A 21,262-nucleotide genomic window follows, 5' to 3' on the forward strand; every position below is an offset into this window, starting at 1 on the left:
GATCTGCTCTGCTAACGGTGGGCTTCCTCCGATGATCAAGCGCCAGAGATACTACGAATCTCTGGGACTGGCTGCATAGGCAGTGATATCTTTGAGATAAATGTGTCAACCAATATTGACAATATCACTATTCAGTAGCCACTGTCCCGCGAGGTGTTTTGACATGAATATGTCAAAATCCCGAGACATACAAGCCAAAATGCCATCACCGAAGGTGATTTTTTATGCATTTTGGCTCGTAACTGTGAAGGTACTGAACAGTTACGATAAAATTTATATAAAGTCATATAAAAAACAGAACTTTGCATAAGGATTTTATGCGGGTTCTGTTTTTTAATTTACGCGAGCAACGAGTCAAAGTTTGTACTTGCACGAGACCTTGCGACTGTCGCGATAATCAAAATTGCTCCACTGGATCAATTATTGATATGCAATGCAACGAGTAAAATTCGCGAGAGTGAGAAAGTATATTCCTTGTTTTGAATAAATGTGTAGATTCTGTGTTTTCTATGTTTCTTTAAACTTCATTTAAGGTTTCTCCGATACAATCACATCCATAAGGAGGAACCGAGATGGCAAATCAGACAATTTTTAAACGATATGAATACAAATATCTGCTTACCGCAGATCAGAAAAAAGACCTGCAGGCTTATATGGAAACGTATATGAAACCGGATACATTCGGACGCAATACCATCTGTAACCTGTATTTTCATACGCCGGATTATCTTCTGATCCGAAGATCGATCGAAGGAAAGGTGTACAAAGAAAAGATCCGGCTGCGTACCTATGGACGGGCACAGCATGACAGCGAAGCCTTTATCGAGTTGAAAAAGAAATACAAAAAAGTGGTCTACAAACGAAGAGTACGGACCGAATATGCGGATGCGGTTCGATACCTCTGCCAGGGAGAGGATTCCATCGAACACAGCCAGATTCGGCGGGAACTGGATTATGCGATGCAGATGTATCAGGGGATTCGCCCGGCCGTGTATCTCTCCTATGAGCGGGAGGCTTTTTATGGAAGGGACGATCACGAACTTCGGATCACCTTTGACCAGAATATCCTCTGGCGTACCACACAGCTGGATCTTTCCGCACCGGTCTACGGACGGCCGCTGCTGGAAAAAAATCAGACGCTGATGGAGATCAAAGTCGGTCAGGGCGGTCCGGGAATGTCGGATATGCAGCCACCGCAGGATGCAGGAACAGAGAATGGTGGAAATAGTGAAACACTGAACAGCAGCACGACAGAAGACATCAGCACAAAAGGAATCAAGACGGGTGGTGATCTGCTGTTAAAAGATGGAACCTTTATGATAGATTCCTGCGATGACAGTTTGCATACCAACGGCAATTTGTCCATCTGCGGAGGAACTTACACACTCAGCACTGGAGATGATGGCATGCATGCGGATGGGGCAGATCAGGTATATGCGGAGAGATTACGATCAAAACGTGTTACGAAGGAATCGAAGGACAGAATATGGAAATCTCCGATGGAACCATCGATATCACAGCCAGCGATGACGGATTGAATGCAGCCGGTGGAAATGACCAGAGCGGTATGGGCGGATTTGGTGAGGATATGTTCTCGGCAGACGAGGATGCCTGGATCACGATTTCCGGTGGAACTGTCACGATCGATGCCACCGGAGACGGCATTGACAGCAATGGGGATCTGACCGTCAGCGGAGGAAACATCTTTGTTTCCGGCCCGAGCGATAACGGAAATGGTGCTCTGGATTACAATGGAACGGCGACGATCACCGGGGGAACGCTGGTAGCAGCCGGTATGAGCGGCATGGAACAGAATTTCGGTTCCGATTCCACACAGGGCTCACTGATGATGAACCTGACGGATAACCAGAGCGGGGAGATCACACTGGAAGATGCGGATGGCAATACGTTGGTAAGTTATACACCGATGCGTGAATAGAATTCCGTGGTCATCAGCTGCGCAGAATTAAGCGATGGAAGTACCTATACGATACACACAGGGGAGAACAGCCAGGAAGTAACCATGGAAGGTCTGGTATACACCGACGGAGAAGTGACGAATACGCCGGGACAGAGTGGAGGACAGAAACCGCAGGGTGGTCCGATGGGAGATAATAGTGGCGATGCTGGCAATTTGGATAACTCAGACCGTCCGACCCTGCCGCAGGGACAGGGAAATCCACCGGATACGCAAAACGGGGAACGCCCGCAGGGGGACGTGCCACAGGGCAATCCGGGGGATTCGTCAAATGAGCAGACGAAGGAGGAATCTGACGGTCAGAAATAGCAGAATGGTTTACATAATTACCAGAATGAGGAATCTGTATAGCAGATCAGGATTCCTGCTTCGCCTGTAGATCTGCCAGCATCTGTGAAACGGTAAGTCCCAGTACCGGGTGGCGTTTCCACGGAGCAATCTGTGCCAGCGGGATCAGGACGAAGTCCCGCAGATGCATCTCCACATGAGGAATGATCAGATCCGGGGTGTCCAGTACCAGATCGTCATACAGTAAGATATCCAGATCCAGCGTCCGCGGTCCCCAGTGGATCAGGCGCTCCCGGTGCGCTTCCTGTTCGATCTCATGGAGGCGCTCGAGCAGTTCCTGCGGTGTCAGCAGTGTTTTGAGTGCCAGTGCACCGTTTAAAAAGTCATCCTGCTCCACACCGCCGTAGGGTGCAGTCACCAGAAAATCAGACACTTTCAGCACCTGGCAGTCTGAAGTCTGCTGTAGTTTTTCAACTGCCTCGATCAGGTATTTTTCCTTGTCCCCCATATTGGAGCCGAGCGCGATATAAGCGGTATGCCAGCCGCGGCTGATCTCCACCGATACGGTATCCAGAGGCAGACCGATGGGCGCCCACGGTTTTTTGATGGTAAGATCTACCTGAGAGACCATCGGGTAGGAGAGCAGAATCGCTTTTGCGGTCGCCTCCGCCACCGTCTCCAGCAGTTTCCAGGTATTTTCTTCGACTACTTTTTTGATCAGATGGCTGACTTCACCGTAATGTACCGAATAAGAAAGCTCATCGGTGAGCCCGGCTTTTCTGGTGTCGGTATGCAAAACGGCGGAGAGTACAAACTTTTGTCCTAAAAAATTCTCTTCCGGAAATACTCCATGCTTTGCAAAGATTTCCAGATTCTCAATTCTTATTTTATCCATAAATTTCCTCCTAGCAGGACAGGATCGCTTTCGTCATCTGAATGATCCGGTGGTTTTCTTTGATATCGTGTACCCGGACAAAGGAGCATCCGCGGAGCATGCCGATCACGGTGGTGGCAAGTGTTCCTTCTACGCGCTGATCTACCGGCAGATCCAGGGTGTTACCGATGACAGATTTTCTGGAAGTGCCGAGAAGAATCGGGAGTCCGAGTTCCTGCAAGACATCTACATGATTGATGGCTTCCAGATTCTGCTCATACGTTTTCCCAAAGCCAACACCCGGATCCAGCATGATTTTATCGTCCGGAACACCTGCTTTGTGTGCGATAGCGACGCATTCTTTCATATCGGCGACCATGTCTTCCAGAAAATTCTGATATATGGCTTCGTTTCGGTTGTGCATCAGGCAGCAGGCAGCGTGGTAACGGGCGGTCACCTCGGCGGTTTTATAGTCGAACTTGAATCCCCAGATATCATTGACCAGATCCGCACCGGCCTGAAGAGCGGCCGCTGCGACATTTCCTTTGTAAGTGTCGATGGAAACCGGAACATCAAAATGTGATTTGACCGCCTCGATGACCGGCGTTACTCTTGCGATTTCTTCCTCGTCAGAGATCACGGTATGTCCCGGACGGGTGGATTCACCGCCGATATCGATAATGTCTGCGCCGTCCCGGATCATCTGCTCGGCGTGAGCGAGAGCAGCATCCATATGATTGAATTTTCCACCATCGGAAAAAGAGTCGGGAGTCACGTTCAGGATTCCCATAATATAAGTTTCATTCTTTGTATCAAATTCACGATTACCAATTCTCATACATGTTTTCTCCTCTTGAAGTTTACATAAGTTTAAAATTAATAACAAATCGTCAGATTCATCTTCTCCTCCGGCCAGTTGCATGCATTTCTTGCAGGACAGTACAAACAGTTTCGTGACTGTTTGTCCGCACGGTAGAGATAGCGGGAAAATAAGGGAGTTTCCGCAGTATCTTTTACCCGGTGGCTTCGGATCGCAGCAAGAATCGATTTCTGCTCAGTAAGAGAAAAATCACAGTCCGTAAGGATGCGTTCCGCCAGTCTTGCCCCTGCCAGATGGTGAGGAGTACCCTTTTCCATCTGTTCATAACGGCCGATATCGTGAAGAAGTCCGGCGGCGTAGATCATTTCCTTGGAAAAGCCAGCCTGATCTTCCAGATTATAAATATACATCAGCCGCGCCACATCCAGAAAATGCTCCATCGTGTGACGGCAGAAGATCCGGTCTTTTTCTGCTTCCTGTAACAGTGCAAACTGCTCTCGAAAGACAGGGTGGGATAAAATCTGATCGATGCGTTTCATAATAATTCGCCGTTCCATGACAGATTTAAGCCTTTACCATCTGTAAAAAGGTCTGCTGCAGGGAAAAATCTTCCGCAAAGGCTCCACGCACGATGGTGGTCACAGTTTTGCTGCCTGGTTTCTGAACACCGCGCATGGTCATACACATATGTTCTGCCTCGATCATGACCATCACACCCTTCGGCTGCAGATGTTCTTCGAGAGCGTCCGCAATCTGTGCGGTCATATTTTCCTGGATCTGCGGGCGTCTTGCATAGACTTCTACCGTGCGGGCCAGTTTGCTTAAACCTGCCACGCGCTGATCCGGGATATAAGCCACATGAGCTTTTCCGTAGAAGGGCAGCAGATGATGTTCGCAGGTGGAATAAAAGGTGATATCTTTTTCCAGAACGATATTGTTATTGGTAGCGTGAAATTGTTTGGACAGATGCACACCGGCATCTTCATAGAGCCCGCCGTAGATCTGCTCGCACATTCTGGCGATACGGTCGGGTGTTTCGAGTAAACCTTCTCGATTGACGTCTTCGCCGATACCTTCCAGCATCAGACGAACGCCTTCTTTGATTTTTTCGTGATCCATCATGGTACAAAACCTCCTGTGTAAATAATGCTGTATACTGAGAAACTTCCTGTAAAATCGGACATAGAAAGATTCTGAGCATACAAAAATATGCATCAGGATGTTCTGCATAGATGTACAGAATAATATGTAAGAAAAAAACACCCTGATGTGAAGAAAATAAAGCTACTGAAAAATAACTATGAGTATATCCCTTCACAATCGGATGTTAAACATCTGGTTGTTGCAACGGGTGCGGTAACCATATCGTAAGTCCGGTCCGCAGGCGAACCGACTTTTCGTTTCTGTGGCAACTCCCCATCCACAAAACACTTGACGCATGGAAACCTATTTTGCATAGTATTTCAATCGAAACAGCAGACACATAGGGTTTCTCTGCTGTTTGAAAGGATTATAGCACTCATGGAAAGAGGGTGCAAGAGAATACCGGAAAATATATGAAATTGTTGCTGTTCATTCCGTGGCCGGTAACATTGAATTATCATCCCCCCCCTGTTAGTTTACATAAGAACGAAACAGCGCAAGGAGAAAGTACCATGGCTATGTCTATGTATCCAGAAAATTTTTCACGTAAAACAGCGCTGCCCCAATTGCCGGTGTATACTGTCCGTGGGTGCCGGTAAGAAGCGAATCTTTCGCCAGAGGAAACGGTGTATGCTCATTGATCAGAGCAAGCAGCTGATCCAGATCCTCCGGGAGAAAATAAGGTGCAAGATATCCACTCAGGATCACCGGACAGTCGATCAGCAGGTTGAGATTACGGATGGCGAAAGCCAGATGCCGCAGATAGTCCTGCCAGATGTCCTGTAAATGTTCCCCTGAGTTATCCGGATCCCGCAATTTAAGGAAAAATTCTTTTACTGAAAGTCCGCTGCGCAGTTCCAGTGCACTGGCGGAACAGAAGGTTTCCAGGCAGCCGCGATTCCCGCAGTAACAGACTGGACCATCCGGTTCCACACAGATGTGTTCCAGAGAACCGCTGTGCATGGAAAAACCCTGATGAACGCTGTGATTGGTGATTACTGCACCGCCGAGATTTCGATTTAATAAGAAGACAAGAGCGCTGTCCAGTTTCGGATGATTCCAGAGTTCCAGATCCGCGGCCGCCTTGGAGTCGTGAACCAGATGACACGGAAAAGGAAGCCGGGAAGCAAAATCAGAAAGCTGCATCCGCGTATTTCCCATAATAGCACCGTAAGTCACGGACGAACCATTCGGGGAAATGATCCCCTGTGTGGCAATGGAGATCCCTGAGATTTTTTCCGTGGGGTATTCATTTTTTTCAATAAAATGAAGCACTTCGCCGGCAAATGTGTCGTAATATTCCGGCGTGTCCTCGTAGGCAAGTGGAATCGTCTCCCTCGCGACGGCCTCCCCGTACAGATCCACCGCAACGAGATGAAACATGGTCTTTAAAATTCCGATCCCGATGGCGATCCTGAGATCCGGTACGATCCGGATAATCTGTGCTTTCCGTCCTCCGGTAGAGGCAAAATACCCGTTTCGTTCGATCAGCCCTTCTTTTTCCAATGTGGTCAGATTCTGACTGACCGTGGAAAGTCCCATGTTCAGATCCTGTACGATCTGAAATTTGGAAGTTTCCCGCTGGCGGTAGATGTACTGATAGACGGTATGTTTGTTGATTTGTTTTAACGTGAGAGTTGTCACACTTTTTTTATCCATAACGGCGGCTGCTCCTTTGATAATCTGACAATTGTTACTTATGATTGTAATACAACCAAAAGAAAAAAGCAACGGAAGGGACAGAGAGGGATTTGCATTTTGCACTGTCAGGCTGGGCAGTGGCAATCTTTCGGCAAATATGATATATTTACAGTAATTTATGCGGGCAACGAGCCAAAGTCCATGCTTGTATGAGACCTTGGTGACTGCCGCGAGAATCAAAATTGATCCACCGGATCAATTATGGATATGCGGGCAACGAGCCAAATTTGTGAAGTGTATTTTATCTCGTTGAAAGAACAAAAGCAAATATGCAGCAGACAGTATTCTGTTCAATAAGTTATTCTGGTGGAAGGAAAGAAAGAGCATGAAGATAAAAACAGTTGCAGTTCTTGGCGCAGGAGCAGTTGGATCGTATGTGATATGGGGACTCTCAAACCGGAAAGATATCCGGTTGGGCGTGATCGCAGAAGGGGAACGCGCAGAAAGAATGAAAAAAGGATGCATCATTAACGGCATCACCTATCATCCGGAAGTATGGACCCCGCAGGAAGCAAATGGGACAGATCTGTTATTTGTGGCTTTAAAATACGGGGCATTACCGGGTGCATTGGAGAGCATCCGCACGATCACCGGAGAACATACCACTGTTATGAGTCTTATGAACGGCGTAGACAGTGAAGAGATTATTGCAAAAGAGATCGGGGCTGCTCATATTCTGCACGCGCTGATCAAGGTGGCTTCTCATAAAGAAGGAAACGGCTACTGTTTCAACCCGGAAACGACGATCGGAATTATTTTCGGTGAACTGGCAGCACCGTATCAGAGCGAACGTGTACAGGCGATCGAGGATCTTTTTGCAGATACCGGGCTGCATTACCGCGCCACAGAATATATCAAAGAAGAAATGTGGTGCAAATTCCGTCTGAATGTCGGTAACAACCTTCCACAGGCGGTTCTCGGCACAGGTGTAGGCTGTTATCGGGACAGTGTGCATATGAAAGAAATCAGTAATAAACTCCGGGAGGAACTGGAAGCGATTGCAGCAGCAAAAGGAATCGACATCCGTAAGGCAGATGATTCATCCAGTCACGGAAGTGCCGTTCCGCCATCCGCAAGATATTCTACCCTTCAGGATCTGGATGCAGGACGTCACACAGAAATCGATATGTTCTCAGGTGCGCTGATCCGTATGGGCAAAGAACTGGGAATCCCAACACCATATAACGAATACACATACCATATTATAAAAGCCCTGGAAGAAAAAAATGACGGGAAATTTGATTATCAGAAAGATGATGAAAGCGTGACCTGCTCGCGATAATAGGGGATTGCATATCTGCGTGACAAAGACAGCAGGTATGGGGCTTTTTAAGGAGAACAATGTTTATGATTAGAGTGTTACAGGAAGCGGATATAGACAGAGTTGCTGAGATATGGTTAGACAGCAATCTGAAAGCACATTATTTTATTCCAGCGCAATACTGGAAAAGTAATTTTGGATTAGTGAAAGAAATGCTGTCACAGGCGGAAGTCTATGTATATGAGAACGACCGGAACATACAGGGATTTACAGGATTAAACGGCGAGTATATAGAAGGCATTTTTGTTTCTGATGAGATGCAGTCGCATGGGATCGGAAAAATGCTGCTGGATTATGTGAAAAGTAAAAAAGAAAAATTACTTTTAAATGCGTATCAAAAGAATGTACGGGCTATTAATTTTTATCGAAGAGAAGGCTTCCAAATCCAATGCGAAGGTTTGGACAAACTTACCGGTGAAAAAGATTATGTGATGATCTGGCAGCGGAATTTCAGGGAGGAAGAACAATGAAATCTATGACAAAAGAAGAAATCATTACAGGATTGAAAGCTACAATAAAACCGGAAGAGGAGTATTTTATAGAGGATGATTTGATAGACGCTATCAACCAATATCCAGAACCTTTTGAACTAGTAGACCCAATATTGGAAATTATAGCTACCAATCCACGGGTCGATTTTGGCATGCCAGGGGATCTGGTTCATTTTGTGGAGCAGTTTTATAAACACGGATATGAAGAATTACTGATTGCTTCAGTAAGAAACCATCCAACACCGCATAATATCTGGATGGTGCATCGCTGCTATAATGATACGGAAAATCCGAAACGTGAAAAGTTTGCTGAACTTATAAAAAAGTTGAAAAATGACAGGTCGGTTTCTTCGGAGATTAAGAACAGTATAGATGAATTTGATTGGGAGTATTAAAAAGATACTGAAAAAATAAGAATCAATGTAACTATTCAGTAGCCACTGTAAATAAGTAGAAATATGGAACAGATTGGGAACTGAAATCCTGCTGTTGTGATTATCAGAGGAATCCAGTATAATATATCTTATAAAATCTTGACGGGGAGGAATTTGCATGGGCAGTTATCTGAATCCGGGGAATTTTTCATTTCGTGGAAGTCTTCGTTCGAAAATATATGTAGACAAAAGTGAATTGATCGCAAAGACAAATGAAGCTCTTTGCACAGAACAGAGGTATATCTGTGTGAGCCGTCCGAGAAGATTTGGCAAATCAATGGCAGCGAATATGCTTGCTGCATACTATGATCGCAGTGAAAATATAGAAGAACTGTTTCGGAATCTTGCAATCAGCAAAGATAGTTCCTACAAAGAAAATCTGAATCAATACGATGTGATCAAAATTAATATGCAGGAATTTTTGAGTATGTCAGGGACAATGGAAGAGATGCTGGAAATGCTGAAAAAATATATTGTATTGGATTTTGAGGAAACTTATCCGCAAGTGCGTTTTCGGGATGAAAAAAATCTGATTCAGGTAATGAAAGATGTATTTTCTTATACCAGATGTCCTTTTGTAATTTTGATTGATGAGTGGGATTGTCTGTTCCGGGAATATAAACAGGATAGAGAAGCACAGAAAAAGTATCTGGACTTTTTACGAGCATGGCTCAAGGATAAAGATTATGTTGCACTGGCTTACATGACTGGTATTCTGCCGATCAAGAAATATGGTTCTCATTCGGCATTAAATATGTTTACAGAATATTCCATGACGGATCCCGGTGAGCTGGCAGAGTATTTTGGCTTTACCGAACAGGAAGTGTCAGTTCTCTGTGAAAAATATGAGATGAATTTTGAAGATGTAAAAACATGGTATGATGGCTATCGATTAATTGCCCATCGACAGACGGGAAATGAATGCTATTCCATGTACAGCCCCAAGTCGGTTGTGGAAGCCATGCTGCGTCATAAGTTCGGAACCTACTGGAACCAGACGGAGACATATGAAGCACTAAAAATCTATATCCAGATGGATATGGACGGCTTAAAGGACTCCGTGGTTCGCATGCTTGCGGGAGAATCTGTCCCCATTAATATCGGAACATTCAGCAACGATATGACTACCTTTGCAACGAAAGACGATGTGCTGACTCTGCTGGTGCATCTGGGATATCTGACCTATGACAGTGTGGATGGAACCGTAAGTATACCAAATAAAGAGGTTTCCAGGGAATATGTAAATGCCATCAGCACCATGAACTGGCATGGCGTGGCAGAGTCCGTGGAATCCTCCCGTAAATTACTGGAAGCACTGTGGAACATGGATGCAGATGCGGTTGCAGAGGGAATCGAGAAAGCACATGAGGAAATTTCTATTCTTCAGTATAACGATGAAAACTCTTTAAGTTGTACCATTCAGCTTGCCTTTTACTTTGCGCGGGAATACTATACCATAATTCGGGAATTACCTGCGGGAAAGGGATTTGCCGACGTATGTATGATTCCGAGAAAGAAGCATCCTGACAAGCCGGCTGTCGTGATCGAACTGAAATGGGATAAGAGCGCCGGTGGAGCGATAGAGCAGATCAAAGAAAAACAGTATGGAGATGCATTGAAAGAATATCAGGGGAAGTTGTTGCTTGTAGGAATTAATTATAATAAGATGACTAAAAAACATGAATGCGTGATTGAAACCATGCAAAAATAAAATTACAGATAACAATGCGTGCAGAAAAAGAAAGGTGTGAGAAGATGGGAGTATTTGTAAATCCGGGGAATGAAGCATTTGCGGTTGCATTAAATTCGGAGATTTATGTAGATAAAACAGAGCTTCTTACTTATACGAATAAGGTTATGAATACTCTGCAGGGATATATCTGCAACAGCCGCCCGCGACGGTTTGGAAAATCGATCACGGCCAATATGCTCACGGCGTATTACAGCAAAGGCTGTAGTTCCAGAGAAATGTTTTCCAATCTGGGTATCAGTAAAGCAGAAGGCTTTGAAAAACACCTGAATCAGTACGATGTATTGCACTGGGATATCCAATGGTGTATGGAACCGGCAGGTGGTCCGGAAAAAATCGTTTCTTATATTTCAGAACAAACGATTTCGGAGTTGAAAGAATATTATCCACATATTTTACCGGAAAAAATCCGTTCGCTGCCGGAGTCTCTGTCACGGATCAATGCAGCAACAGGAACAAAATTTATAGTGATTATTGATGAATGGGATGTTCTGATTCGTGATGAAGCATCGGATGTCAGAACACAGGAAGAATATATCAATTTTCTGCGGGCTATGTTTAAAGGGACAGAGCCGACGAAATATATTCAGCTGGCATATCTGACAGGTATTCTGCCTGTAAAAAAAGAAAAAACACAGTCTGCGTTAAACAATTTTAAAGATTATTCGATGTTGCACGCCGGTCCGATCGCGCCATATGTTGGATTTACAGAAGCAGAGGTTCAGAAACTGTGCGAAGAATATGGACATGAATTTGAAGAGGTCAAACGATGGTATGACGGCTACCAGATTGGAACATATCATGTATACAATCCAAATGCAGTGGTGAACCTGATGCTGGAAGGTGAATTCCAAAGTTACTGGTCAGGAACAGCATCTTATGAGGCGATTGTTCCGCTGATCAATATGGACTTTGATGGACTGAGAGGCGCAGTGATTGAAATGTTGTCGGGAGATCATGTTCCGATCGATATCACTTCTTTTCAGAATGACACGGTCAGTTTTGCCAATAAAGATGATGTATTGACATATCTGATTCATCTTGGCTACCTTGCCTATGACCGGACATTTAAAACTGCATTCATCCCAAATGAGGAAATCCGTCAGGAAATGATTCTGGCAACAAAAAGAAAAAAATGGAATGAACTGATTTCATTCCAGAAAGAATCCGAACAGCTTTTGAGGGATACCCTTCAGATGGATGGAGATGCGGTAGCAAAAGAAATAGAAAAAATTCACAGAGAATATGTTTCAGTGATTCAGTATAATAATGAAAATTCACTCAGCAGTGTACTGTCCATTGCGTATCTGAGCGCAATGCAATATTACTTCAAACCAATTCGCGAATTCCTGGCAGGGCGTGGATTTGCTGATTTTGTATTTATTCCCAAGCCGGAGTTTCAAAAGTTCTATCCGGCACTTGTCGTGGAGCTGAAGTGGAATAAAGATGTTAAAACCGCCCTGGATCAGATCAAAGACAGAAAATATCCGGATTCTGTTGCATGTTATGCGGGAGAGCTTTTAATGGTTGGCATTAATTATAATGAAAAAACCAAGGAACATGAATGCCGGATTGAAAAATACGGAAAACACTGAAAATAAAAACAGAAGTCTCGTGTCCGCACCATAAGGGTGTGGATATGAGGCTTTTTACCAAAGGGTAATGGCGATAACCTGAATTTGAAAATGGCTGCAGACAGGTATTCGTCTGGCGTTGAGATTCACAGAAATCTGTACTATAATAGGTATCAGAAAAAAACGATGAAAATGGGACAAAGGAGGATTTTACCATGAACAATGAAGTATTGAAAGCAATGAAAACCCGCAGAAGCATCCGCAAATACAAACCGGAGCAGATCACAGACGAGCAGCTGGATGCGATCCTGGAAGCCGGAACGTATGCGGCTACCGGAATGGGAAAACAGTCTCCGGTGATCGTGGTAGTGCAGAAACCGGAACTGATCGCAAAACTTTCGAAGATGAACGCAGCTGTGATGGGAAGCAGCAATGATCCGTTTTACGGTGCACCGACGGTTCTGATCGTACTCGCAGATCCGGAGATTGGAACCTATCATGAGGACGGTTCCCTGGTTATGGGCAATCTGATGCTGGCAGCTCATGCGGTAGGTGTGGATTCCTGCTGGATCCACCGGGCAAAAGAAGAATTTGAGAGTGCAGAGGGAAAAGAACTCTTAAAAGAGTGGGGACTTCCGGAAAATCTGGTCGGCATCGGACACTGCATCCTTGGATATCGTGACTGTGAATACCCGGAAGCAAAAGAAAGAAAAGCGAACTATATTGTCAGAGTATAGGAAGAGCTTTCGTAACTGTGAAGGTACTGAACAGTTACGAACTTTCATAAAAACGTAACGTAACTGCTCCGAACATGAACAGTCAGTGCGAAAATAAAAAGATAAGAAAAACAGAAAACGGGCTGTGTCCTGAAGCGGACAGAAACGGGAGAGCTTATATAGAATGTTTCTGTGTGTCACAAAAGGTATACAGCCCGTTTTATAAAAGTTCAAACCAGGAATCTTCCTGATGACCTGTTCATGGGAAGATTTAGAAAATGAGGAATATATGTATCGAATTATGATCGTGGAAGATGATGAAGTGATTGCAAATGCGATCCGGCAACACCTGGTTTCGTGGGGCATGGAGGCGTTCTGTGTGCAGGATTTTTCCGATGTGTTGACAGAATTTGCCGCAACCGGTCCGCAACCGGTGCTGATGGACATTCATCTTCCCTTTTTTAACGGTTACCACTGGTGCCAGGAGATCCGGAAAGTGTCGAAAGTACCGGTGCTTTTCCTTTCTTCCGCTTCTGATAATATGAGCATCATCATGGCAGTCAACATGGGCGGTGATGATTTTATCGCAAAACCATCTGACCTGAATGTGCTTACTGCCAAGGTACAGGCGCTTCTTCGAAGAACCTATGAATTTGCCGGAACTGCGAATCTGTTGGAGCACAAAGGAGCAATCCTGAATAAAGAAAACGGGATTCTGACGTATCAGGGAGAAAAGATCGAACTTACGAAAAATGAGTGGCGGATCCTGCAGGTCTTAATGGAACACAAGGGAAAAGCGGTGAGCAGAGACACGCTGATGATGCGGTTGTGGGAGTCGGACAGCTTTATCGATGACAATACACTGACTGTGAATGTGACGAGACTTAGAAGAAAACTGGAAGAAATCGGGCTTTCGGATTATATTCAGACGAAAAAAGGTGTGGGATATCTGTTGACATAATATGGGATTTATCATATGGTTCAGGAGATTTTCACAGTGTTACTCTTTTGAAAAGAGGATTCTGAGAGAAGGAAGTAGAAAAACGGAGAAGAACGATGCAGGAAAAGGGAAGAAAAAGAATTATCCTTGCATTTTTGCGGGAAGAGGCGGGGATCCTTCTCTGGGTGGTGTTTTTTATCGGAATTTTTTGGCTTTTGTGTTTCCTGGAAGATATTCCACAGGATGTCACCATTTACACATTGCAACTTGCCTCTTTTACCGGTATCGCAGTATTGATCGTTCGCTTCATCCGCTATCGGAAGCGCTGTAAGACACTGGAACTGCTGACAAAGGATCCCAGAGACAAGATAGAAGCGTTCCCGAATCCGGACACTCTGTCGGAGAAACTGTACCGGCAGATCATCGGGCAATATGAGCGGGAACTGCGAAAAGAAGAACAGCAGATGGATGACAGATACCGGGAGATGGTGGAGTATTATACGATGTGGACCCACCAGATCAAAACGCCGATCGCTGCCATGCACCTGCTATTACAGGAAGAAGAAACACCGGTTTCCAAAGAATTACAGGGGGAACTTTTTCAGGTGGAACAGTATGTGCAGATGGCACTACAGTATTTGCGGATGGAAAGGATGAACACGGATCTGGTATTTGAAAAACAGGAACTGGACGCTCTGATCCATCAGGCAGTTCGAAAATACGCACCTCTGTTTATCCGTCGAAAGATCGCATTGCAATATGAGGATGTCCATTGTCAGATACTTACCGATGAAAAATGGCTGGAATTTGTCCTTGAACAGGTTCTCTCGAACGCCCTGAAATACACCAGGAAGGGAAAGATAAAAATTTATATGGATCCACAAAGCCCTAAGACGCTGGTGATCGAAGATACCGGTATCGGGATAGCACCGGAAGATCTTCCGTGGGTCTTTGAGCGCGGGTATACCGGCTATAACGGTCGCACGGACAAACGATCCACAGGTATATCGGTCTGTACCTGTGCAGACAGATCATGGACCGGCTTTCCCACACGATCCGGATCGAATCGGAGATGGGTGTGGGAACGCGGGTGTATCCTGGGCTAGATACGGTGGAATTATAAGAGGATCAGGACGAAAAGCAAAGTATGCAAAAAATGGAGCAGAAAGGTCCAGGAGCGTGTCTGAAAAATCATTTCCGCAATCTGCAGGCCCCACTTTGCGGTATATTTTACCCTTATTCGGTTGCCGTAGCCCGCTACGACGCCCTCATTCGGATAAAATCTCCCACAAACTAAGACTCGCAGCTCACGAAAAGCCTTTTTCAGACACGCTCTAGCGCGATAAAATGAGAATGCTACCGGGAACCTTACACGAATGTAAGGTTTCCGGTATTTTTGTAAGCAGAGGTTAAGGCAGCCGGAAGAATGGATTGCTATAATAAGCCTGCAAATAGGAACAGAACCGACAGATTTCGATAAAGAAACAGGAAATAGCGGGTTCTGGAAAACACAGTACAGAAAGGACAGAAAAATAAATGGTAATTCTGGAAGTAGAACATCTGAAAAAAACATATACGACCCGCCTCGGAAGCAACCGGGTGGAAGCGTTACGGGACGTTAATTTCAATGTGGAACAGGGCGAATTTGTGGCAATCATGGGAGAGTCCGGAAGCGGTAAGACCACACTGCTAAATCTCCTGGCGACACTTGATAAACCGACCGGTGGTCAGATCCGGTTAAATGGAAAAAATCTGGGAGATCTGAAAGAAAAAGAGATCGCGGCATTCCGAAGAGAAAATCTGGGATTTGTCTTTCAGGATTTTAACCTGCTGGATACCTTTTCACTGAAAGATAATATTTTTCTTCCGCTGGTACTGGAAAGAAAACATTACCGGGAAATGAAACAAAAAGCAGATTCTATTGTCAAAAAACTGGGAATCAGTAATTTGCTGGAAAAATATCCGTACGAAGTGTCCGGCGGACAAAAACAGCGGGCTGCGGTGGCGCGTGCCCTGATCACGGATCCACGGCTGGTGCTGGCAGATGAGCCGAGCGGAGCTCTGGATTCCCATGCGGCAGATGCACTGATGCAGCTGTTTGAGGAAATCAATCAGGAGGGACAGACTATTGCGATGGTCACTCACAGCGTGAAGGCGGCCTGTGCTGCAAAACGGGTTCTTTTTATCAAAGACGGAGAAGTTTTTCACCAGCTGTACCGGGAAATCTGGGACGGGATGAGATGTATCAGAAGATCTCGGATACGCTGACCATTATTGCGACAGGTGGTGAGCGTCATGAATAGTCTGCTGTATGCAAAACTTGCAAAAACAAATCTCAGTAAGAACAGACAGAATATTCTTCCTTATTGGTTGTCGTGTATCGGTACGGTTATAATGTTTTATATTATGAGTACTCTGTCTTTGAGTGAAGGTCTTAAAAAAATGATGGGGGAAGCCACGATTCAGATAGTAATGCAGTTTGGCGTATATATCATCGGACTTTTTGCTGTGATCTTTCTGATCTACAGCAACAGTTTTCTGGCAAAACGCAGGAAAAAAGAATTTGGACTGTTTCAGATCCTTGGCATGGAAAAGAAACATCTTGCAAAGATTCTGTTTTTTGAAAGTCTGTATCTGTGGATCCTGTCGGTTGGAGGTGGGATTCTGCTTGGAATCCTGTGTTACAAGCTGCTGTTTCTGGTGCTGTTAAAATTGACCCGGTTTCAGGGAACAATCCATTTTACTTTTCACTGGAAGGCTGCAGGAAACACGGTGGTTTTATTTGCCGTGATTTTTCTGATCAATTATCTGAAAAGCCTCCACCAGATCCACGCAGCTCAGCCGATAGAACTGCTTCATGGTGAACAGGAGGGAGAGCGGGAGCCAAAAACGAAGCTTCTTACCGCATGGATCGGACTGATTTGTCTGGGACTCGGTTATTATATGGCACTGACCTGTCAGAAACCTATGGAGGCTCTGGGCAAGTTTTTCGGTGCGGTGCTTCTGGTCATGGCGGGAACCTACTGTCTGTTTTCGGCAGGTAGTATCGCACTGCTGAAACTGTTAAAAAGCAACAAAAGATATTATTACCAGACGAGACACTTCACTAGTATCTCCGGGATGTTATACCGGATGAAACAGAATGCGATGGGACTTGCCAACATCTGTATCCTGTCTAACGGTGTGCTTCTGGTAATCTCCACCACCAGTTGTCTGTGGTTTGGCATGCAGGAAATTATCCAGACAAGATTTCCCCATCAGATAGCGGTGGAAGTCAACGACACTCTTATGTCGGCCAATGGTGACGGTACTGCGCTGACAAAAGAAGAAATCAGTTCTGTGCGGGAACAGATTAACAACTATCTGGAGGAGCAGCAGGTGTCAAAACGATTTGAACGGGATGCAACCTACTGGTTAGCAGTGGCAGAAAACAAAGAAAACTGGGTAGGCCTGACGCAGGAACTGAAAGGGTTTGAGGACGGTCGCAGCATGATCGAATTCATGGAAGCTTCGGAATATGAACGGATGACCGGAAAATCTACAGATCTGAAACCGGGCCAGGTACTTGTATTTACCAGAAAAGAGGAACCATACAAATATGATACGATACAGTTCGGAGATACGATCAGCTGTGAGGTAAAACATACGGAAAATACACAGGAAGATATGGTGGAAACCACGAATGTAATGTATGATACCAGAATTATCGTATTTGCAGACGAAGAAGAAGCACAGGCAGCATATGTGGCAATGACCGGAAGAACACCTGCCGGATACAGCTGGAAGTATCAGATAGATCTGATTGGGGATACGAAGCTGGAGACGCGGATCGGACAGGAAATTGAGAAGCTTGTGAACCAGGCGCAATGTGACGGCTATGTGGAAGTACGGGAAAATAACAAGGCCAGCCTTTATCAGATGTACGGCTCCATCATGTTCCTTGGAATTTTTGTCGGTACTTTGTTCCTTATGGGTGCAGTGATGATCATTTACTACAAACAGATTTCCGAAGGATTTGATGACCGGAAGCGTTTTCAGATCATGCAGAAAGTAGGCATGAGCCGTCAGGAAGTCCGCCAGACCATACGGTCACAGGTTGTTACCGTATTTTTCCTGCCGCTTGTAGTGGCTATTCTGCACACCGTAGTGGCATTTCCGGTGACGAGACAGCTGATGACGATGATGAATTTCCCGGACAGTGGTATTTTTCTGGTAGCCACTGCAGTGACGATTGTGGCGTTCGCTATTGTGTACCTGATCGTGTATACAATCACGGCAAAGGCATATTATAAGATCGTGGAATAACCGGAAATATTTTGTAGAAAAGTAAAACAATCTTTTTGCGTTTTTTTCTGTTAGGCGTGACTTTATCCGGTAAGCGTGGTAGAATAACAAGTATTCTGTGGGTGAGGAGTCCCGCAGGGCATTTTGAGAGAAAATGTCGGAAAAGTTAAAAGAAAGAGAGTGGAAAAGACGCAGATGAATAAGAAAAGAAGCGCATTTTCAGGGAAAATCGGCTATGTCCTGTCGGCGGCCGGTGCGTCTGTCGGACTGGGAAATATCTGGAGATTCCCGTATCTGGCGGCGAAGTATGGAGGAGGAATTTTCCTGCTGGTGTATATCATACTGGCACTGACCTTCGGGTATACGATGATCGTTGCGGAGTCCGCCCTTGGACGTATGACAAGAAAAAGTCCGGTTGGGGCATTTCGAAGCTTTGCAAAGGGAAAAAAAGTGGGCTGGCTCAGCTTCGGCGGCTGGATCAACGCGATCATCCCGGTACTGATCGTACCGTATTATTCTGTAATCGGTGGATGGGTAGTCAAATATCTGTTTGAGTATATCAGAGGAAATGGCAGCAAACTGGCGGAAGACGGATACTTCTCCGGTTTTATCTCAAACGGAGGTGCTACAGAAATCTGTTTTGTGATCTTCTGTATGTTCACCCTGGTGATCATCTACGCAGGTGTACAGAATGGTATCGAACGTGTGTCAAAGATCATGATGCCGATTCTGATTGTTCTGTCCGTAATCATTGCGATTTATTCGGTCACAAGACCGGGAGCCATCGAAGGTGTGAAATATTTCCTCGTACCGAATGTGAAAAACTTCTCCTGGATGACGGTAGTGGCAGCCATGGGACAGATGTTCTATTCCCTGTCCATCGCCATGGGTATCCTGGTAACCTTTGGTTCTTATATGAGAAAAGATACCTCCATCGAAGATTCCACAAGAAACGTGGAAATCTTTGATACCGCGATTGCGATGATGGCAGGTCTGATGATCATCCCAGCGGTCTTCGCATTCTCCGGTGGCGATCCGGATACCCTGCAGGCAGGTCCGTCTCTGATGTTTATCACGATCCCGAAAGTATTTGCCAACATGGGATTCGGAACCGCAGTCGGTATCCTGTTCTTCGTGTTGGTGTTGTTTGCAGCAGTGACAAGTTCTATCGCCCTGACAGAAAGTGCGGTATCTACTTTCGAGGACGAACTTGGCTGGGGGAGAAAGAAAGCAACCGTTCTGACCGGTGTGATCATGATCGCCCTGGGAACCCTGTCCTGTCTGGGATATGGTCCGCTGGATTTTGTAAAGATCATCGGCATGCAGTTTTTGGATTTCTTTGACTTCCTGACAAACTCCGTCATGATGCCAATCGCAGCCCTGATGACCAGCCTTCTGGTATCCCGTGTGATCGGTGTGGATAAGATCGAAGAAGAGATCCGCCACGGCGAGAGTGCTTTCCGAAGAAAGAAAATCTTTGTAGTTATGATCAAGTATCTGTGCCCGATCTTTGCCCTGATCATTCTGGCAAGTTCCGTGGCAAATGCATTTGGATGGATAGCTATGTAAAAATGGATGAATGAAAAAGTGAAAAGTCGTTGTTCTCAGTATTTTTCTGAGAACAGCGGCTTTTTACTTTTTCTGAAAGTATGTGTTGACAACTATAGTTGTCAATGATAGAATAAACACAAGTTGAATGACAAATAAAGTTGTCAAAATGACAAGAATACAAGTCAAAACAGAAACAAGAAAGGAGAAGCAGATATGCCGCTGGAAAACAGGTTAAAGGAACATCGCGCCAGACTTGGCATCAATCAGGCGGATATGGGAAAACGGGCAGGAGTGTCCCGGCAGACGATCAGTCTGATCGAGCGGGGGGATTATTCACCGTCGGTAACGCTGGCGCTGAAGCTGGCAAAGATCTGTCAGGTAACCGTGGAAGATATTTTCAGCTATACGGAGGAAGAGAATGATGAATAAAACAAAAAAGAAAAATGTATATGTAAAATATGCGGTAATCATGTGTATCAGCGGTGCGCTGGGAGGAATTCTGGGGGGTGTCATGGAAATGGGACAAGTGCATGGAGTTCTGACAGGTATTCAGGAGGGAATGCAATTCTTCCTGAACAGTGTCCGCAACTGGATGCTTCCGCTTATGGCAATCTGTGGAGTGATAGCGCTGGTACTTTGTGAGCAGTATATGGGCAGACTGAAAAGAGCGGGCGAAGCCATGGAACAGGCAGAAGATGAAGCGTATGAACGGCTGGATTACGAGCTGGAAGCTGCGGGAAGTAGGGGAATGATCGTAAGCTTTGCCGGAAGTATTGCGATGATTCTGCTTCTCGCAACCGGATATTCCACAAAATATATTGAAAGTCTGAACGGTTCTGGGATAATGTGGTTTCTGCTTGAAATTCTTACATTTATTGCACTGGAAGTGTATCTGAATGTATGGCAGATTCGCTATGTCCGCGTGATACAGAAGATCTATCCGGACAAAAAAGGAGATCCGACTTCTTTAAAATTCCCGAAGCAGTGGCTGGAAAGCTGTGATGAGGCAGAAAAGGAATGTATCTACCAGGCAAGTTACAAAGGCTATCAGACCGTGATGAAATGGGCGCCGATCCTGACGTTTGTGGCGCTGATCCTGCATATGTTTTTTGATACGGGGATCCTTGCCATCGTGATGCCGTCAGTGATCTGGCTGGTAACATCGGTGACATACTGTAGAGCGTGTCTGCAGAACAAGGGAGAAAAACTGAGCAAATAAAAAAGATAACATCCTGTACGGAGAGAATGGAAAGCGTTTTTTCCGTACAGGATTTTTTTGTGTAAAAATACTGAAATTAAACACAGATACAGAAAAATATGGTAAAATTTGCAGTGAGGAATTCTGTGCAAAAAAAGAAAATGATATTTGGCACAGAAGGGGATTTTTAACAGCAACA

Annotated in this window: 21 protein-coding genes, 1 pseudogene and 1 riboswitch; of the genes and pseudogenes, 16 read left to right on the forward strand and 6 right to left on the reverse strand. The window is 45.2% G+C overall.

Annotated features, from left to right (window positions below):
* Nucleotides 1–572: 572 nt before the first annotated feature.
* From FYJ57_RS15125 to FYJ57_RS10810, 3 genes are read left to right on the forward strand one after another with little or no spacing between them, the layout of a single operon-like run.
* Nucleotides 573–1,538, forward strand: a complete 966-nt coding sequence (locus FYJ57_RS15125; protein ID WP_205839960.1) for a polyphosphate polymerase domain-containing protein — start codon at nucleotides 573–575, stop codon at nucleotides 1,536–1,538.
* Complete coding sequence (locus FYJ57_RS10805) at nucleotides 1,487–1,939, forward strand: carbohydrate-binding domain-containing protein (RefSeq protein ID WP_154432647.1); 453 nt, start codon at nucleotides 1,487–1,489, stop codon at nucleotides 1,937–1,939. Before FYJ57_RS15125 ends, FYJ57_RS10805 begins: the two co-directional genes overlap by 52 nt.
* 6 nt (nucleotides 1,940–1,945) lie before the next feature.
* The gene (locus FYJ57_RS10810) at nucleotides 1,946–2,287 is read left to right on the forward strand and encodes a hypothetical protein (RefSeq protein ID WP_205839961.1); all 342 of its coding nucleotides are present in this window, start codon (nucleotides 1,946–1,948) and stop codon (nucleotides 2,285–2,287) included.
* A gap of 46 nt (nucleotides 2,288–2,333) precedes the next feature.
* Here FYJ57_RS10810 and folK read toward each other — a convergent pair whose 3' ends face one another.
* From folK to FYJ57_RS10835, 5 genes are all read right to left on the reverse strand, one after another.
* A complete protein-coding gene (gene folK / locus FYJ57_RS10815; RefSeq protein WP_154432649.1) occupies nucleotides 2,334–3,161 on the reverse strand; it encodes a 2-amino-4-hydroxy-6-hydroxymethyldihydropteridine diphosphokinase in 828 nt (275 codons plus the stop codon).
* Between the two features lie 10 nt (nucleotides 3,162–3,171).
* Nucleotides 3,172–3,978, reverse strand: coding sequence for a dihydropteroate synthase (gene folP, locus FYJ57_RS10820; protein ID WP_154432650.1), 807 nt, complete (start codon nucleotides 3,976–3,978; stop codon nucleotides 3,172–3,174).
* Nucleotides 3,979–4,016: 38 nt separating this feature from the next.
* Nucleotides 4,017–4,517, reverse strand: a complete 501-nt coding sequence (locus FYJ57_RS10825) for an HD domain-containing protein (RefSeq protein ID WP_235904560.1) — start codon at nucleotides 4,515–4,517, stop codon at nucleotides 4,017–4,019.
* Nucleotides 4,518–4,524: 7 nt separating this feature from the next.
* Nucleotides 4,525–5,082, reverse strand: coding sequence for a GTP cyclohydrolase I FolE (gene folE / locus FYJ57_RS10830; RefSeq protein ID WP_022171856.1), 558 nt, complete (start codon nucleotides 5,080–5,082; stop codon nucleotides 4,525–4,527).
* A 221-nt stretch (nucleotides 5,083–5,303) separates the two neighbouring features.
* Nucleotides 5,304–5,416, reverse strand: a riboswitch (THF riboswitch).
* 209 nt (nucleotides 5,417–5,625) lie between these two features.
* Nucleotides 5,626–6,762, reverse strand: coding sequence for an ROK family transcriptional regulator (locus FYJ57_RS10835; protein ID WP_154432651.1), 1,137 nt, complete (start codon nucleotides 6,760–6,762; stop codon nucleotides 5,626–5,628).
* Between the two features lie 367 nt (nucleotides 6,763–7,129).
* Between FYJ57_RS10835 and FYJ57_RS10840 the strand changes: the two genes are divergently transcribed.
* The 8 genes from FYJ57_RS10840 (at nucleotide 7,130) to FYJ57_RS10875 (ending at nucleotide 15,136) form a co-directional block, all read left to right on the forward strand.
* The gene (locus FYJ57_RS10840) at nucleotides 7,130–8,086 is read left to right on the forward strand and encodes a ketopantoate reductase family protein (protein WP_154432652.1); all 957 of its coding nucleotides are present in this window, start codon (nucleotides 7,130–7,132) and stop codon (nucleotides 8,084–8,086) included.
* 65 nt (nucleotides 8,087–8,151) lie between these two features.
* Entirely contained in the window at nucleotides 8,152–8,595 is a 444-nt protein-coding gene (locus FYJ57_RS10845; protein ID WP_154432653.1) for a GNAT family N-acetyltransferase, read from the forward strand.
* Entirely contained in the window at nucleotides 8,592–9,011 is a 420-nt protein-coding gene (locus FYJ57_RS10850; protein ID WP_227338771.1) for a hypothetical protein, read from the forward strand. The genes FYJ57_RS10845 and FYJ57_RS10850 overlap by 4 nt, the downstream gene beginning before the upstream one ends.
* 157 nt (nucleotides 9,012–9,168) lie before the next feature.
* Nucleotides 9,169–10,761, forward strand: coding sequence for an AAA family ATPase (locus tag FYJ57_RS10855; RefSeq protein ID WP_154432654.1), 1,593 nt, complete (start codon nucleotides 9,169–9,171; stop codon nucleotides 10,759–10,761).
* 44 nt (nucleotides 10,762–10,805) lie between these two features.
* The gene (locus FYJ57_RS10860; RefSeq protein WP_154432655.1) at nucleotides 10,806–12,395 is read left to right on the forward strand and encodes an AAA family ATPase; all 1,590 of its coding nucleotides are present in this window, start codon (nucleotides 10,806–10,808) and stop codon (nucleotides 12,393–12,395) included.
* Between the two features lie 194 nt (nucleotides 12,396–12,589).
* On the forward strand, nucleotides 12,590–13,111 hold the full coding sequence (locus tag FYJ57_RS10865; protein ID WP_022170766.1) for a nitroreductase family protein: 522 nt from the start codon (nucleotides 12,590–12,592) through the stop codon (nucleotides 13,109–13,111).
* Nucleotides 13,112–13,379: 268 nt separating this feature from the next.
* Complete coding sequence (locus FYJ57_RS10870; protein ID WP_154432656.1) at nucleotides 13,380–14,051, forward strand: response regulator transcription factor; 672 nt, start codon at nucleotides 13,380–13,382, stop codon at nucleotides 14,049–14,051.
* 95 nt (nucleotides 14,052–14,146) lie between these two features.
* A complete protein-coding gene (locus FYJ57_RS10875) occupies nucleotides 14,147–15,136 on the forward strand; it encodes a sensor histidine kinase (protein WP_328597473.1) in 990 nt (329 codons plus the stop codon).
* A gap of 11 nt (nucleotides 15,137–15,147) precedes the next feature.
* On the opposite strand, the gene FYJ57_RS16310 is transcribed toward FYJ57_RS10875, so the two are convergent.
* On the reverse strand, nucleotides 15,148–15,603 hold the full coding sequence (locus FYJ57_RS16310) for a DUF6783 domain-containing protein (protein WP_408636469.1): 456 nt from the start codon (nucleotides 15,601–15,603) through the stop codon (nucleotides 15,148–15,150).
* On the opposite strand from FYJ57_RS16310, the pseudogene FYJ57_RS10880 reads away from it, so the two are divergent.
* The 5 genes and pseudogenes from FYJ57_RS10880 to FYJ57_RS10900 all read left to right on the forward strand — a co-directional run bounded on the left by FYJ57_RS10880 (nucleotide 15,567) and on the right by FYJ57_RS10900 (nucleotide 21,084).
* Nucleotides 15,567–16,333 (forward strand): annotated as a pseudogene (locus FYJ57_RS10880) (ABC transporter ATP-binding protein). The gene FYJ57_RS16310 and the pseudogene FYJ57_RS10880 overlap by 37 nt on opposite strands.
* On the forward strand, nucleotides 16,326–18,335 hold the full coding sequence (locus tag FYJ57_RS10885; protein ID WP_154432657.1) for an ABC transporter permease: 2,010 nt from the start codon (nucleotides 16,326–16,328) through the stop codon (nucleotides 18,333–18,335). Before FYJ57_RS10880 ends, FYJ57_RS10885 begins: the two are co-directional and overlap by 8 nt.
* Nucleotides 18,336–18,509: 174 nt before the next feature.
* Entirely contained in the window at nucleotides 18,510–19,883 is a 1,374-nt protein-coding gene (locus FYJ57_RS10890) for a sodium-dependent transporter (protein ID WP_154432658.1), read from the forward strand.
* A 195-nt stretch (nucleotides 19,884–20,078) separates the two neighbouring features.
* The gene (locus tag FYJ57_RS10895; protein ID WP_022170760.1) at nucleotides 20,079–20,294 is read left to right on the forward strand and encodes a helix-turn-helix transcriptional regulator; all 216 of its coding nucleotides are present in this window, start codon (nucleotides 20,079–20,081) and stop codon (nucleotides 20,292–20,294) included.
* Nucleotides 20,284–21,084, forward strand: coding sequence for a DUF3169 family protein (locus tag FYJ57_RS10900; protein WP_154432659.1), 801 nt, complete (start codon nucleotides 20,284–20,286; stop codon nucleotides 21,082–21,084). The genes FYJ57_RS10895 and FYJ57_RS10900 overlap by 11 nt, the downstream gene beginning before the upstream one ends.
* Nucleotides 21,085–21,262: the final 178 nt, after the last annotated feature.

This window comes from Oliverpabstia intestinalis (assembly GCF_009696065.1).
In the GTDB taxonomy this organism is placed as follows: Bacteria; Bacillota; Clostridia; order Lachnospirales; family Lachnospiraceae; genus Oliverpabstia; species Oliverpabstia intestinalis.

Excerpts from the sequence above, each read along its gene's own strand:
- FYJ57_RS15125 (WP_205839960.1), top strand. The coding sequence starts at position 573 with ATGGCAAATCAGACAATTTTTAAACGATATGAATACAAATATCTGCTT.
- FYJ57_RS10805 (WP_154432647.1), top strand. The coding sequence starts at position 1,487 with ATGGAAATCTCCGATGGAACCATCGATATCACAGCCAGCGATGACGGA.
- folK (WP_154432649.1), bottom strand. The coding sequence starts at position 3,161 with ATGGATAAAATAAGAATTGAGAATCTGGAAATCTTTGCAAAGCATGGA.
- folP (WP_154432650.1), bottom strand. The coding sequence starts at position 3,978 with ATGAGAATTGGTAATCGTGAATTTGATACAAAGAATGAAACTTATATT.
- FYJ57_RS10825 (WP_235904560.1), bottom strand. The coding sequence starts at position 4,517 with ATGGAACGGCGAATTATTATGAAACGCATCGATCAGATTTTATCCCAC.
- folE (WP_022171856.1), bottom strand. The coding sequence starts at position 5,082 with ATGATGGATCACGAAAAAATCAAAGAAGGCGTTCGTCTGATGCTGGAA.
- FYJ57_RS10835 (WP_154432651.1), bottom strand. The coding sequence starts at position 6,762 with ATGGATAAAAAAAGTGTGACAACTCTCACGTTAAAACAAATCAACAAA.
- FYJ57_RS10840 (WP_154432652.1), top strand. The coding sequence starts at position 7,130 with ATGAAGATAAAAACAGTTGCAGTTCTTGGCGCAGGAGCAGTTGGATCG.
- FYJ57_RS10845 (WP_154432653.1), top strand. The coding sequence starts at position 8,152 with ATGATTAGAGTGTTACAGGAAGCGGATATAGACAGAGTTGCTGAGATA.
- FYJ57_RS10850 (WP_227338771.1), top strand. The coding sequence starts at position 8,592 with ATGAAATCTATGACAAAAGAAGAAATCATTACAGGATTGAAAGCTACA.
- FYJ57_RS10855 (WP_154432654.1), top strand. The coding sequence starts at position 9,169 with ATGGGCAGTTATCTGAATCCGGGGAATTTTTCATTTCGTGGAAGTCTT.
- FYJ57_RS10860 (WP_154432655.1), top strand. The coding sequence starts at position 10,806 with ATGGGAGTATTTGTAAATCCGGGGAATGAAGCATTTGCGGTTGCATTA.
- FYJ57_RS10865 (WP_022170766.1), top strand. The coding sequence starts at position 12,590 with ATGAACAATGAAGTATTGAAAGCAATGAAAACCCGCAGAAGCATCCGC.
- FYJ57_RS10870 (WP_154432656.1), top strand. The coding sequence starts at position 13,380 with ATGTATCGAATTATGATCGTGGAAGATGATGAAGTGATTGCAAATGCG.
- FYJ57_RS10875 (WP_328597473.1), top strand. The coding sequence starts at position 14,147 with ATGCAGGAAAAGGGAAGAAAAAGAATTATCCTTGCATTTTTGCGGGAA.
- FYJ57_RS16310 (WP_408636469.1), bottom strand. The coding sequence starts at position 15,603 with ATGTTTTTTTCAGATGTTCTACTTCCAGAATTACCATTTATTTTTCTG.
- FYJ57_RS10885 (WP_154432657.1), top strand. The coding sequence starts at position 16,326 with ATGAATAGTCTGCTGTATGCAAAACTTGCAAAAACAAATCTCAGTAAG.
- FYJ57_RS10890 (WP_154432658.1), top strand. The coding sequence starts at position 18,510 with ATGAATAAGAAAAGAAGCGCATTTTCAGGGAAAATCGGCTATGTCCTG.
- FYJ57_RS10895 (WP_022170760.1), top strand. The coding sequence starts at position 20,079 with ATGCCGCTGGAAAACAGGTTAAAGGAACATCGCGCCAGACTTGGCATC.
- FYJ57_RS10900 (WP_154432659.1), top strand. The coding sequence starts at position 20,284 with ATGATGAATAAAACAAAAAAGAAAAATGTATATGTAAAATATGCGGTA.